Genomic DNA, 14342 nt, shown 5'->3' with positions numbered 1-14342 from the left:
CATCATCTCGTCACGTAAGTGACGTGATTAATTTTCTCGAATATTATATGTTTTTCCGTCTCAGATCCGATCCAGCACTTCCCCAATATCCCCTTTAATGCACACCGCTCTGTCACGGATCAGATCCGGGACACGCATATCGCCGGTGTTGATGCAGACATAAAGATTATCTTTATCTTCTGCTGTCATGCTGAAAAATGGATATTTGATGATTCCCGGCGTGTTGTATCCCACGCCGAGTTCCAGATACAGGATATGGCCTCTGTTGTGACGAAGCAGGAAATCGATGCGTCGGCTGGATGCCTCATGCCAGCCTTTATCTTCCACAAACGTGTCATCCGCGCGCAGATTCATGCTCATCGGTTTTCCGCAGTGTGGGCAGTACGGCACCAGTTCGGATGGGATCCGCATGCTCAGGTTTCCGTTCTCCGGCGGAACAAGGCTTCCGTCTTCCAGGATCTGATACCCCTGGGCAAGCAGCATCTTTCGAATGATTTCTTCATTGTCATACTTTTCCTTGCAGCACGGCTCAGAGCACTGAAACAGGCCGTAATCTCCCTGCGTGTAAAACAAACGGTTTTTATCAAATCCGGCTTTCTGGAAGCAGTGGTCTACATTTGTGGTGATGACAAAATAGCTCTTATTTTTCATCAGGCTGAGCAGTTTCTGGTAAACCGGTTTTGGCGCGTCCTGATAACGGTTGATGTAAATGTATCTGCTCCAGTACGCCCAGTATTCTTCCAGCGTATCGTAAGGGTAGAAGCCGCCAGAATACATATCGTGGAAACCGTATTTCTGTTCAAAATCTGCAAAATATTTCCGGAACCGCTCACCGCTGTAGGTAAATCCGGCCGATGTCGAAAGCCCAGCCCCGGCTCCTATTAAAATCGTGTTTTTTTCCTGCAGTGCGGTGCGAAAACGCTCCATCTTTTTTTCAAATTCTCTTTCTTTCCAACTTTCAAACATCACAAATTCACCTCTTCTTTTCTTTCTGCTTTTGTTCCCCATTCTTCAGCGATTACTTTTCTCCCAGCAGCTCCTCATAAATCTCCCGGTCGCGGTCCTTGAACACGTTGAAAATGACCTTCTCCACGCTCGTCTCTTTCTGCGCCAGAAACTCTTTCACCGTCGCAACGGCAATCTCCGCTGCTTTCTCGTTCGGAAAATGAAATTCTCCAGTGGAAATGCAGCAGAACGCCACGCTTTTCAGTCCGTTCTCCGCCGCAAGTGACAGGCACGACCGATAGCAGTCCGCCAGCTGCCGGCAGTGTGTTTCCGTCAGATGGCCGCCCACAATCGGTCCAACCGTGTGGAGCACATAGCGGCACGGCAGATTATACGCCGGCGTGATTTTCGCCTGCCCCGTCGGCTCCGCATGGTCCTGCGCTTCCATCATCTCCTCGCAGTACAGCCGAAGCTGCACACCCGCAAACGTATGGATGCAGTTGTCAATGCACCGGTGATTCGGCACGTAACAGCCAGTCATCCCGCTGTTCGCCGCATTCACAATCGCATCGCACCGGAGCGCGGTGATATCGCCCTGCCAGAGATACAGCCCCTGCTGCACCGGCGTAAGGTCGTCGACATTCGTCACGCCCTTTTTTGCCGTCTCCTCCTGCAGATACGCATCCTGAATGTTCAGAAATTCTGCACTGCTCTTTTTCACCATGCGCACATTCATCAGCCCCCGCAGAAGCTGTCTCTGCCCGGTGCTGTCAGACGGAATCTGCATTCCGCGGTACTCCCGGCTCTCTTCCAGCAATGACTGGATCAGAAAATTTCTTCGTTCACTCTGGTTCATGTTATTCCCTCATTTCCATCGTTTCTATAGACTTTATCTTATCACTATTCCCATAAAATCTGTAGCTAAAATAAGGGGACTACTGCCCTCTTTTGCGAATCGTTCCTCTCGGACACGTCTCCGCGCATCGGCCGCAGTGCAGGCACTGGTGCTGGTCGATGACGGCCGGGATGCGGGTGATGTCGATGCATTTCTGCGGACAGACTGAAAAACAGAGCTTGCAGCCAATGCATTCGTTTCCCACCTCGTACCCAGCCATCGACTGCTCTGCGCCGCCGATCAGGATCGTGTCCCGCACGATATGCGACGGATCGCTGATGTCGAAGTATTCTCCCTCGGCCTCGTACACGCGGAACACCTCAAGTGCCGCGCGTGTATCGCCGGGATAAATTTTCTGCATGTATGGATTTTTTCCGAAAATTTCATCCAGCTTTTCACTGTGGATGTTCTGGATTCTGCCGCGGAGAGAGACTGCTTTTTTATCTTTCGTCGCAGAAATTGCCACATAGCCCTGCTCCATGAGCTGTGCATAAAAGGCTTTTCCTTTTGCCGTCAGAAAATACACTCCTTTCTTGTCCCACAGCATCATATCGATCACACGGGTCTGTGGATGACCGTCTGCACCGATCGTCGCCATCGTGGTTGAGTGCATCTCCTCTACTAACATCTTCAGATAATCATTTCTCTCCATAGCGGCAGATTCCTTTCTCTTTTTACTTCAAATTCATAGCGACAGATTAAAACTCGTACGGCGGGTTTCCGGAAAAGTCTGCGATTACACCGTGTGCATTGTTCAGATAGAATACCTCGAAAATCGGGTTGTCAGCGGTTTGGTACTGGCCTTTTACAATCGGATTTCCCATGCACATTTCTTTTGCAGCCATGTTGTTTTCAAATACAGCTTTTCCGTTCAGACGGATCCATGCATAGGATGGGCTGGAAGTGGAAATTTCAATTTCCGGATTTGCCAGCATATCTTTATAAACATCTTTTGTGTTGTTGGTACAAAACCACAGTTTTCCTTCCATTTCGCCAATAAACATAAACGGACGGCATTTTGCTTTTCCATCGCGCCCTACAGTTGCTAAATACTGTACCGGGTTTTCTTTTAAGAATTCTACTACTTTACTCATGATGATGTCCTCCATTTTCGTTTTTTGATTTTGTTTTTGAGCTTGTTTCTTATGATTTGGTTTCGGCCTTTTTCGAATGCGCTCCAGACCTTTTTTCTCGAAAGGATTGCTTTTTTCTTTCGATGGCTTTATAATAAGCCCAAAGCGTCTTAACGTAAAGTAAGCACAATATTGTGCTGTAGTTACCAAAAGGAAACTATTGTGTAAATACAAGGTTTTCCGTGCTTACTTTTACGAGAAAATCTTTATGAAATGGAGGTTTTTTATGTCAGCTTCTGAAAAAAACGCAATATCTTTAGCCGATCTCCCGGCCTGCCCGGTAGAGACTACCTTAACCTTAATCAGTGATAAATGGAAAGTCCTGATTCTCCGTGATCTGATGCCAGGCACCAAACGTTTTGGCGAATTAAAAAAATCCATCGGTCACGTTTCCCAGAAGGTTCTGACGAGCCAGCTCCGTCAGATGGAACAGAGCGGGCTCGTCAGCCGTAAAGTTTATGCAGAAGTTCCACCGCGGGTAGAATATCCCCTCACCGACCTGGGCTACAGCCTACAGCCAATCATGGATGCCATGTGGAGCTGGGGAGAAAATTATAAGAAAAAACTCTCCGCCGAAGAATCCGAAACCGCCTGATATTCATTTGTTTTTTGCAAAAAAAATGTCTCAAAACCAGTCTTTTGTTTTGAGACATTTTTATTTTTTATTTTTCCCGGAAATTCGGACTGTTTTCTTTCAGCACCACTGTTTCCCAGCTTCCGATTGTTCCATCATACTGTCCGTTCCACACCGGATACTGTTCGACCGGAAGTTTGATTTCCACGGCATTCCGATTAAAGTTCTGTACGAACACATACCGGATTCCATTCTTTTCGCGCGTTGTAACCTCCACGCCATCCGGAATCTCTTTCACCACCGATGTGACACCTGCTTCTTCTGCCAGTTTTCCGCAGAGCTCATCGTACAGACCCTGTTCAAAACCGGCACAGATCTGATATGCTTTTCCTGCGCCATACTGGTTTTCTGTCAGTGCAGGCATTCCTGCATAAAAATCTTTTCCATAAGTCATCAGCACTTCTGCTGTCGATGGTTTCACCAGTTCACAGAGATTGCTGCACCGGTACGTCCGGGTCAGATGCAGACGGTTTTGCGGGACCGGAACTCCTTCGTTCCATTCCCCATCGTACAGGCCGTCAATCTCCATGCTCCGAAGTCCCATTACATCCAGCAGTCCGTGCGGCGTTCCGCCAAGGAAACAAAGATCCGTCTCATCTACAATTCCGGACCAGTACGTTGCCAGGAAAGTGCCGCCTCCGGCCACAAACTGCCGTACTTTTTCCACCCATCCTTCCCGCTGCAGATAAACCACAGGCGCTGCCACGATCTGATAGTCCGAAAGGCCCTGCGTTTCATCGATGACATCAACATCCAAGCCGAGTCTGCGGAAGGCGCGGTATGATTTTTCCACGGTTTCTTTGTAAAACAGGCCCTGATTCCGTGGCCCTGCCGCATCTTCCAGTGCCCACCGGTTTTCGGTGTCATAAATCACAGCCACTTTCGGACTGCAGATGGCACCGGAAAGTTCCTGCATCTGCGCCAGGGTTTCTCCTACCTTTGTCACTTCCCGGAATACACGGGTGTCATCTCCTCCATAATGGTCTATCACCGCTCCATGAAACTTTTCGGAAGCTCCACGACTCTGGCGCATCTGGAAATACAGGACGCTGTCTGATCCGTGCGCCACGGCCTGCATGGATGCGGCATGCAGCATGCCCGGCTTTTTCAGTTTGCTGACCGGCTGCCAGTTTGTTGCGGACGGACAGCTCTCCATCAGATAAAACGGCTTTTTCTGGATACTGCGCATGATATCATGCTGCATCGCCGTATCTGCTGCCGTAACTGCTTCCGCTTCTTTGTGCCAGGTCGGATAATTGTCCCAGGAAACAAAATCAACAATGTCGGCAAACTTGTGATAATCCAGTCCCTTGAAATCATACATCATATTGATGGTCGTAGGCTGTTTGGCACCGGCATCCCGCAGCGCGCTGATCTCCCATTTCACAAAATCGGCTGTCTGATCTGTTACAAATCGTTTCCAGTCCAGATTCAGTCCGTGCAGCGATGCGTCTCCTTTTGGCGACGGACTCTCCACCTGATCAAAACTCTGGTATGTATGACTCCAGAACGCCGTGTTCCATGCATGGTTTAAGGCCTGTAAACTGCCATATTTTTGTTTTACCCAGTTCCGAAATGCCTCCTGGCAGAGCGGACAATGGCACTCTCCGCCTAGTTCATTCGAAATATGCCATGCAATGACACCTGGATGATCCCTGAACGCTTCTGCCAGTTTTGTATTGATCTTTCTCGTTTTTTCCCGGTACACCGGCGAGGTATAGCAATGGTTATGACGCTCTCCGTACAGATTTCTCTGCCGCATCGCATCCATGCGGAGTACTTCCGGATATTTCTGTGCCATCCAGCGCGGTCTTGCCGCTGTCGGTGTAGCCATCATGACAGAAATTCCATTTTCATACAGGCGGTCTACCATTTTTTTGAGCCATTCCAGATCAAACACGCCTTCTTCCGGCTCCAGGAATGCCCAGGAAAAGATGCCGAGGGAAACTTCATTTATTTTCGCTTTTTTGAAATACGCAAGATCCTGTTCCAGAATTTCCGGATATTCCAGCCATTGTTCCGGATTGTAATCTCCGCCATGCAGAAGTTTTCCAAAATTTATATTCTGTCTCATGAAAATCTCCTTTTATTCTCAAATGCCTCGGAATGTAAAGGTAAATTCCAGTTTCTGGTCAACCGGAATCAGGTATTCCGGATGGGTCTGTGCACCCCAGCTGTCGTCTCCTCCGACACCCATCTGCTGTTTTGCCACGCGCACAACGGTGTAATGTACCTGCGGCAGTTCATACGGATGCATCGCATTTTCCAGCTCGTGCGGTGTGTACGGCAGTGCGGAAAATTCCATCTTGTCGCCGCTGAACATCATACCACGGCCCTTGCGGTTCGTCACGGTTGCCCAGCGTACACCAACCTTGTTGCCGCACTCCTGCGGAACGAGATATTTCGCCATATTGTCTTCGACTTTATTCTTATAAACGCCAAGCTTTGCTCCGGCGCAGCGGTCCACATACGTCTCCTCCGGTCCCATGCCATACCAGGTAACGTGGTCGTAATCGGCATCCAGCTTGAACATCACGCCGAATTCCGGCATATCGCCGAGCTCTTTCACCGGATCATACGTCAGCGTCGTCTGAATGCTTCCATCGCCGAAGACACGGTAGGTCAGACGGCACTCACTCGCCGGTGTGGTCGGCATTACATAGCGGTAGCTGACTTCTGCGCAGTCCTCGTGTACTTCGATTTCCGGCGCATACAGTCCCGGATAATGGCTGCCGTTCGGATATTTGTGGGACAGATACATCGAAGCAATCTTCCACTGGCTGTAACGCATCGGCATCAGGCTTCCGCAGTCATTGTCGATCGGCGCACGCCAGAAGTTCGGTTTCGGAATCATTTTGATCATCTCAACGCCGCCGTAACGGTACGATACGAGTCCGCCGTTCAGATCGGAGAACATCACATCGAAATTCTCGCCGCGCACACCAAAATCATGGTTGGAACGGATCACTTCAAATTTCGCCGGTTTTTCTGCTTTCGCCGGTGCTTCCACTTCATAAACGCCCTGTCCAAATGCAACTTCATGGCCGCGCTTGCCCCATACGGTATCTTCTTTCAGGCGGAAGGAAACGGTCACCGCATACTCTCCCGGAAGTGTCTGTACCGCGATCGGCAGCTCCACCGTTTTTTCCGAAAGCGGCTCCACCGAAACTTCCATCGGCACTTCTTTCAGTTTCTTTCCTTCTTTTTCGAGAAGTACTACGCATGCAAATGTATCGGTATTCACAAACAGGTTTTTATTTTTTACAACCGCCTTGTCTTTCTGCACGTCAATGGAAATATTCTGATAGCAGAATTTTACTTCCTGCATCTTCGGGGAAGCATCGCGCTCGCCGCCGTATACAATACCATTTCCGCTGAAATTGTAATCACATGGATGATCGTCAAAATCGCCGCCGTACGCCTGAAATTCTTTTCCGTAGCGGTCTTTTTTGTAGATTGACTGGTCGATATAATCCCAGATAAAGCCGCCCTGGAACAGCGGTTCTTCCTCGGCAAGATCCATATATTTCTTCATGGCGCCGCAGGAATTTCCCATCGCATGCGCATACTCACAGCAGACATACGGTTTTCTTCTGTCTTTCGACAAGAATTCACGGATTTCATTGACCGTCGTGTACATCCGGCTTTCCATATCGCTGGTGTCGTTGTATCTGCGGTCGTCATTAACTCCTTCATAATGAACAAGACGGGTCGGGTCCATCTTCCGGTACAGCTGGGACATTTCAAAAATAACTTTTCCGCCAAACGATTCATTTCCGCAGGACCAGATCAGAATCGCCGGATGGTTTTTGTCTCTCTGATACATCGAATTCACACGGTCGAGCATGCAGTCCATCCACTCCGGGCGGTCGCATGGTACAACACCGGAGAAATCTCCGTTTCGTACGGCATCCGTATCTCTCGTTCCATGGGACTCCATGTTGCACTCCGCGATCATGTAAAGACCGTATTCATCGCACAGATCATAAATGCCGACCGCATCCGGATAATGGCAGGTACGGATTGCATTGATGTTGTTCTGTTTCATCGTTGTCAGGTCTTTGATCAGCTCTTCTCTCGAAACGACACGGCCGGATACGGAGCTGAACTCGTGGCGGTTGACGCCTTTAAAGACAATGCGTTTTCCATTCAGCATCATGATGTGGTCTTTCATCTCAAAGCGGCGGAATCCGACTCTCTGCGGAATCAGTTCCTGCACTGTTCCATCCTCTGCGGTGACTTCCAGCAGAAGATCATACAGCACCGGTGTCTCTGCGGACCACAGTTCCGGGTGATCGACTTTCAGAACAAACTGTGTTTCCCCATCCAGCACACCTTCGGTGCTCTGCAGTGCCGTTCCGTCTTTTGACAGGGTAATTTTCACTTTTCCTTTTCCGATCGTTTTCGTATCAATGACCAGATCTGCCTTCGTAAACGTATCATCCAGCAGCGTCTGTACTTTCAGATCCGAAACGTGAACCTCCGGAATCGTGTACAGATACACATCACGGTAAATACCGGAGAAACGGAAGAAATCCTGATCCTCGCACCAGCTTCCGCTCGTCCATTTGAAAACCTGCGCAGCCAGTTTATTTTCGCCCTCTTTCAGATACGGGGTCAGTTCAAACTCGGACGGAGTAAACGTATCCTCGCTGTAGCCAAGGAACGTTCCGTTCAGCCATACGGCAATACCGCTCTCTGCTCCCTGGAAGGAAACAAAAAGCCGTTTTCCTTTCATCTGATCCGGCACTTCAAAATATTTCACATAGGAAGCCGTCGGATTGAACCGCTCCGGAATCTCGCCCGGCTGGATTTCTTCTCTTCCTTCCCACGGATACTGCACATTGGCATACTGCGGTGCGTCGTATCCCTCCATCTGGATATGCGCCGGCACGCGGATATCATCCCATTTTGTGCAGTCATACTCCGGTGTCTCAAATCCCGGAATCGTGCTCTCGTAGTTCTTTGCATAGTGGAATTTCCACAGTCCATTCAGACTGTGACGGAAGTTTTCCACATGCTGCTCCATTTCTTCCACCGATCCATAATACCTGTGATCGGAATGCGCCGGTACCCGGTTCTCTCCATAATACGTCGGGTCCTTCACTTTTTCATACTGAAATACACCCATTTTTATTTTCCTCCTTCTGGAATTTTATTTTCTTTGATCTTTTGAAAAAAGGTGGATATTCATCCAAATATCCACCTTTTCTGTTCGATTCTTTTTCTTATTTTACAGCACCTGTGATACCTTCTGTGAAGCTCTTCTGGAAGCAGAAGAAAATGATTGCTGTCGGGATCGTACAGATGAATACGCCGAGCATCAGCACGCCATAATCTACAGTGTAGCCGCCGAGCAGGTTCGCTACCAGCATCGGCATGGTAATGGAATCATTGTTCTGCAAGATAACCTTTGGCCACAGATAGTTGTTCCATGCATTCATGAAGGTGATAATCGTTGCTGCCGCATAGGTCGATTTCATGGTCGGCATATACATGCGGAAGAAAATTCCTGTCTCGCTTAAACCATCCAGTCTTGCCGCTTCGATGATATCGTGCGGGAAAGAACGGGAAGCCTGACGGAACATCATAATCATAAACGGAGTGGAAATCGAAGGAAGCATAAATGCTACCATCGTGTTGACCATTTTTAACTGTGAAAACATGCGGAACATCGGGATCATGATTGCTGCAAACGGGATCATCATCGCAGTCAGAAGCACGGTAAATACCGCATCTTTCGCTTTGTCATGATAAATTTCAAATCCATAACCTGCGATTGAGCAGACCAGAAGACAAAGGACCGTCAGTACCGTTGCATTCCGGAACGAGTTCCACAGTGCAAGACGCAGGTTCTGCTGCGCAATCAGTGACTTGAAGTTTTCCATCAGATAAGTACCCGGAATCAGTTTTCCGGCAATAACATCAATACTTCTGTTCGTAGACGCGCAGAACATATAGTACAGCGGAAATACAGAAAGGAGGGATGCTACCGTTAAAACCAGATACATGAAGAATTTCTTTGTTTTTCCCATTATCGCTCGTCACCTACTTTCATCTGAAGCAGTGCCAGAATGGCTACCATGATCAGGATCAGGATGGACATTGCTGCCGCATAGCCAAAGTTCGGGCTCTGTACAAAGGACATATTGTAAATATAATGAGACATGGTCATGGTTGATTTTCCAGGACCTCCGTTTGTCAGGTTCAGGGACTCATCGAACAGCTGCAGAGTACCGTTGGTAGAAGTAATTGTGGTCAGCAAAATCATCGGTTTTAACAGTGGAACGGTGATCTTGAAGAAAGTCTGCAGCGGGCTTGCGCCGTCGATTTTGGCTGCTTCGTAGATCGAATATTCAATGTTCTGCATACCGGAGAGATAGAAGACCATGTTGTATCCGGTCCATCTCCAGATCAGGGCGATGATGATAACCGCACGGGCTGTCCACGCATTGGAGAACCACATGATCGGGTTCATGCCGAGGCCGCGGAGAACGGTGTTGATAAAACCGTCATTTGCAAACAGGGAACGGAAGATCATCGCGTAAGATACGAGAGATGTTGCGCACGGCAGGAAAATGCAGGTACGGAACAGTCCCTTAAAACGCAGATCTTTGTTGTTCAGCATGGAAGCAAACATCAGGCCGAGGATCAGCATGATCGGCACCTGAATAATCAGATAAAAGAAGGTGTTGCTTAAGGTCTGTTTAAAGGTCGGGTCTTTTAAAATACGGGCATAGTTTGCAAATCCGTTGAATTTCAGGTTGATGCCCATACCTGTCTGTAAAGACAGGATGAATGCCTGAATCATCGGATAAAAGCTCATCCATGCGATCAGGATCGTTGCCGGCATCAGGAAAGCCCAGCCGGTAAGATTCTGTTTTCTTTCCAAGTTCATTCCTTTTTTCTTCTGACTGCTCATGGAATCTTCCTTTCTTTTTTTACCTGGCGTGTGTTTGAAAAAATCTTTTTGCAGACAACATTTCATGTTCTCCTGCAGAAATCATTTTTCAAACACACACCGCATAGATACAGAACGGGCCTGCTTCTGTCTGTCCAGGAAGCAGACCCGTTTCTTATCGTCCTACTTTTTTATGTATTGCAGGATATCAGCCACCCATGTTGAACTCTACAGTTTCCTGTGCGGTCTGAAGTTCGCTGTCCATATCTGCTCCTGTCTGGATGATATTGGAAAGTGCGGTTCCGACAGCATCACGTGCATCGTAGTAGAATGCTCCAGTGATGTTGGATGGAGTCTTGGTTGCGAAATCAACGATTTTTGCATAAACCGGGTCATCACTGAAGAATGCAACTGGCTGTGCATATGCTTCGGAATCTCCTGCCGGTGCCCAGGTTGCCAGAGCGCCTTTTGCGATGATGTCATCGTAAAGAGCTGTGCTGCCTGCGAAGGTAGATTTCATAAAGTCAATGGCAAGATCGGTTTTCTTGCAGTTGGAAGAAATTGCCCAGGAAGAACCACCGTTGTTGGAGTAGTTGGTTGCTCCGTCGATGCCGTCCAGTTTTGGCATATTGGTGAGCGCCCATTTACCGGACTGATCTTCGTTTGCTGTGATGGAAGCCATAATCCAGCATCCGTTGATAACGCCTGCTGTGGTTCCGTTGTTGATGGATGCAATGTACTGATCCCAGTCAGTAACCTCTACAAGAGTGCCATCTTTTACCATCTGGCTGTAAATCTCAAGGATTGGTTTCAGTGCTTTGTTGTCTACGATGTTGACAGATCCATCTTCGTTGAAAAGGGACTCACCGCAAGACTGCAGCATTTCCATAACAAGGTCCGGAGATCCGGCCTGAGATGTCAGGATCGGCTGGCCTGTTTTCTCTTTGACAACTTTTGCTTTCTCCATAAAGTCATTCCAGGTGATATCTGTGAAATCATCTACGGTGAAGCCTGCCTGCTCCAGCATATCAGTACGCAGGCACTCGATAACGGCACCATTGTCGAACGGAATTCCGTAGTTCTTCCCATCCAGAGTAGAGTAAGCAACTTTTGCGGATGAGAATTCGCTGAAATCAATTCCGGAATCGGTCAGATCGGTGAAGATGTCCGGATAGTTGGTTGCATATTTCTGGAAGGAGTTATCCTGCATCAGGAAGATATCCGGCAGAGTGCTTAAGTCTCCTGCGGAAACTGCTGTGGTCAGACGGGTTTCAATGTCGTCGGACTGTACTTCGCTGACTTCTACTTTGAATCCTTCGTGATCCTGTGCATAAATTTCAGCTGCTTTCTTGATCGCGTAAACGTTGAAGTTCGGGTCCCAGGTCCATACGGTTAAGGTGTTGTCATCATCAGAGCCGCCCTCTACTACGTCGCTGCTCTCTGATTTTGCAGTGGTTTCACTTGCTGCTGATGCATCGTTTCCGCCGTTGCTGGAACTTGTTGTAGTTCCTCCGCTGGAGCCACATGCAGCCAGTCCAAATACCATTGCTGATGCCATTACGATTGATACAATTTTTCTTTTCATATTGCACATCCTCCTTAAGATGTTATTTTACAACCGGAACCTCCGCACTTTTTACAGCACAGAAATTTTTTGGTTGTTTTGTACATTTTTTATGTTTTTATTCCCTCAACATGTACAAAGTATTACATATTTTCCCGTCGTTTGTGCGCATTTTTAACTCTATGTTATGCATTTTCAACCATTTATAGGCATTTTGACGGACATCACCATCCTTCCTGTGTTTTTATATCAAAATTCAACAATTTTCGTTCATAATGTTCCGGTGCACTTCGCCACTGCTGTGGAGATACACCAAGAATCCGGCGGAAATTACGGTTAAATGTAGAAATTGTTGTGAATCCGCTTCGCATTGCAATCTCATTTACAGAAATATTTGTTTTCCGCAGTTCCTTACATGCCGCCCGGATCCGGACCCAGTTAATGTACTCAACCGGCGTCATCCGCATGGATTCCTGAAAAATACGGCGCAGATGTGTTTCGCTGATATGACATACCTCTGCCAGCTCCTCAATTCGAAGAATCTCTTTATAATTTTCTCCAATATAATCCAGCGCAGGCAGAATCAGAGCGATACTGGCATCATCTACAATAGAATTCTTTTCCTGCTCCTCGTCCCTTTCATTCCATCTGGCAATCTGCATCAGAAGCGCTCTGGTCAGTCCTTTCACTTCCTCGAGATAAAATTCCCGTTTTTCACCCATGCATTTAATGATCAGTTTGATCATCTCCGCGACCTCCGGCCTTTCCTCATTTTTCACAAAATGGGCCTTCTGGTTAATACGCGCAATCAGCTTTTGTGCCATGCGCATATTGCCCTTATACAGCTCTGTAATAAATCCTTCCACATCCACAAACACCCATGCCCAGGAACATACACTGTTTTCTTTTGAGTTTGTTGTATGCGGAAAGTTTTTCGGCACCACCGTAAACATACCGCCATGATACGGCAGTTCCTCATCTTCCAAAACAATCGTTCCCTCACCGTAATAGCAGAAACCGATCTCCATCAGGTTATGAAAATGCAGATAATCAATCTGGTACCCATAATTCTGCAACCATTTTTCTCCCTGCAGCACCAGCACCGGGCATTTTTCCGGCACTTCGTAATAGCGGTATTCCATTCTGGGCTTTTTCTTTCTGCTCATATCCGTACCTGCTTATTCTACTTTTTTCTGAATCATCGCCAGAAACACGAGCGGTTCTTCCCCTGCGCAGGAAACCGCATGGCCGCTGCCGTCCTCGCAGAACGTCGTCATGCCCGCCTGCACCGGGTAGGTTTTGTCGTTATCCTGATACATACCCGCACCGGACAGGATGTGATACGCTTCTGTCTCCCCATGATGCTCATGATACGGAAGCTCATCACCCGGTAAAATCGTTACTTTTGCAAAGAGTGTCACCTTTCCGGAAAGGCGTTCGCCCTCCAGCAATTTTTCTGTTGTGTGTCTGTCTGCCATTGTTCATGTCCTCGTTTTCGTAATCTTTTTTTGTTTTCCCTGTCTCCATCCTACACCAAATAGCGTAAGATTCGATCTTCTCTGTGTTTTTATTATATTCTCTGCTTCACCGGAAGACAATGAGATTCACCAAAAACGAGCAACTTTTTTCCGTCAGCCTACAATCTTTCCTCTGTCAATCTCCACCGTCGTATCGCACAGTGCTGCAATGTCTTCCCGGTTGTGGCTGGCAAGAAGAATGGTTTTTCCTTCGTCTTTCAGTTTCAAAAACAGCTGCCGCATCTCCTGCACGCCCTGGTTGTCGAGACCGTTCATCGGTTCATCCAGAATCAGAAGGGAAGGTTCCTCCATAATCGCCTGTGCAATACCGAGACGCTGGCGCATGCCGAGCGAATACTTGCCGACATGCTTTTTCGCTTCCGGATCCAGTCCGACTTTTCGGATGGCCGCATCGATCTCCTTTTTTCCGATCTTCCTGCGGATGCCGGCGAGAAACTGCAGATTCTGTCTGGCACTGTAGCCCGGAAGAAAGCCCGGTGTCTCGATGATGGCGCCAATACTCTCCGGCGCTTCGATCTCTTTCCCAATCTGTTTTCCATCCACAAAAACCGCGCCATCGTCCACCCGGAGAAATCCGCAGATGCACTTAAACAGTACCGTCTTCCCACTTCCGTTTCTTCCGATCATTCCGTGAATTTTTCCTTTTTCAAAGCTCAGGCTGATCCCGTCCAGCGCCGCGTAGCTGCCAAACTTTTTTGTCACGTTTTCTATTCTTATCTTTTCTTCCATTCT

13 protein-coding genes are annotated in these 14342 nt (G+C 48.0%); 1 reads left to right on the top strand and 12 read right to left on the bottom strand.

The window, feature by feature from the left end:
• Positions 1-60 precede the first annotated feature (60 nt).
• The 4 genes from DXD92_RS13300 to DXD92_RS13285 form a co-directional block, all read right to left on the bottom strand.
• The gene (locus DXD92_RS13300; RefSeq protein ID WP_243038045.1) at positions 61-966 is read right to left on the bottom strand and encodes an SIR2 family NAD-dependent protein deacylase; all 906 of its coding nucleotides are present in this window, start codon (positions 964-966) and stop codon (positions 61-63) included.
• 52 nt (positions 967-1018) lie between these two features.
• Positions 1019-1801: a protein-ADP-ribose hydrolase gene (locus tag DXD92_RS13295; RefSeq protein WP_118595795.1), complete on the bottom strand. Its 783-nt coding sequence runs from the start codon at positions 1799-1801 to the stop codon at positions 1019-1021.
• A gap of 79 nt (positions 1802-1880) precedes the next feature.
• Positions 1881-2492: a pyridoxamine 5'-phosphate oxidase family protein gene (locus tag DXD92_RS13290; RefSeq protein ID WP_117801883.1), complete on the bottom strand. Its 612-nt coding sequence runs from the start codon at positions 2490-2492 to the stop codon at positions 1881-1883.
• 46 nt (positions 2493-2538) lie between these two features.
• A complete protein-coding gene (locus DXD92_RS13285; protein WP_117801882.1) occupies positions 2539-2934 on the bottom strand; it encodes a pyridoxamine 5'-phosphate oxidase family protein in 396 nt (131 codons plus the stop codon).
• 265 nt (positions 2935-3199) lie between these two features.
• Between DXD92_RS13285 and DXD92_RS13280 the strand changes: the two genes are divergently transcribed.
• On the top strand, positions 3200-3568 hold the full coding sequence (locus DXD92_RS13280; RefSeq protein WP_118595794.1) for a winged helix-turn-helix transcriptional regulator: 369 nt from the start codon (positions 3200-3202) through the stop codon (positions 3566-3568).
• Positions 3569-3635: 67 nt separating this feature from the next.
• Here DXD92_RS13280 and DXD92_RS13275 read toward each other — a convergent pair whose 3' ends face one another.
• The 8 genes from DXD92_RS13275 to DXD92_RS13240 all read right to left on the bottom strand — a co-directional run bounded on the left by DXD92_RS13275 (position 3636) and on the right by DXD92_RS13240 (position 14339).
• Positions 3636-5681 (bottom strand): beta-galactosidase, encoded by a 2046-nt coding sequence (locus DXD92_RS13275; RefSeq protein ID WP_118595793.1) that lies wholly within the window; start codon positions 5679-5681, stop codon positions 3636-3638.
• An 18-nt stretch (positions 5682-5699) separates the two neighbouring features.
• A complete protein-coding gene (locus DXD92_RS13270) occupies positions 5700-8738 on the bottom strand; it encodes a glycoside hydrolase family 2 TIM barrel-domain containing protein (protein ID WP_118640706.1) in 3039 nt (1012 codons plus the stop codon).
• Positions 8739-8835: 97 nt separating this feature from the next.
• On the bottom strand, positions 8836-9642 hold the full coding sequence (locus tag DXD92_RS13265; RefSeq protein WP_243001871.1) for a carbohydrate ABC transporter permease: 807 nt from the start codon (positions 9640-9642) through the stop codon (positions 8836-8838).
• Positions 9642-10529 carry a carbohydrate ABC transporter permease gene (locus DXD92_RS13260; protein ID WP_022461293.1) on the bottom strand — a complete coding sequence of 296 codons (888 nt, stop codon included), beginning with the start codon at positions 10527-10529 and terminating at the stop codon, positions 9642-9644. The genes DXD92_RS13265 and DXD92_RS13260 overlap by 1 nt, the downstream gene beginning before the upstream one ends.
• Before the next feature lie 187 nt (positions 10530-10716).
• A complete protein-coding gene (locus DXD92_RS13255) occupies positions 10717-12093 on the bottom strand; it encodes an ABC transporter substrate-binding protein (RefSeq protein ID WP_117801878.1) in 1377 nt (458 codons plus the stop codon).
• Between the two features lie 203 nt (positions 12094-12296).
• A complete protein-coding gene (locus DXD92_RS13250; protein WP_022461295.1) occupies positions 12297-13238 on the bottom strand; it encodes an AraC family transcriptional regulator in 942 nt (313 codons plus the stop codon).
• A gap of 12 nt (positions 13239-13250) precedes the next feature.
• Positions 13251-13550: a cupin domain-containing protein gene (locus DXD92_RS13245; RefSeq protein WP_022461296.1), complete on the bottom strand. Its 300-nt coding sequence runs from the start codon at positions 13548-13550 to the stop codon at positions 13251-13253.
• 153 nt (positions 13551-13703) lie between these two features.
• A complete protein-coding gene (locus DXD92_RS13240) occupies positions 13704-14339 on the bottom strand; it encodes an ABC transporter ATP-binding protein (protein WP_022461297.1) in 636 nt (211 codons plus the stop codon).
• Positions 14340-14342 lie beyond the last annotated feature (3 nt).

The organism is Blautia sp. TM10-2, assembly GCF_003480845.1.
In the GTDB taxonomy this organism is placed as follows: domain Bacteria; phylum Bacillota; class Clostridia; order Lachnospirales; family Lachnospiraceae; genus Fusicatenibacter; species Fusicatenibacter saccharivorans.
The sequence above is the reverse complement of the archived record's forward strand: the minus strand, read 5'-3'. Positions and strand labels throughout refer to the sequence as shown.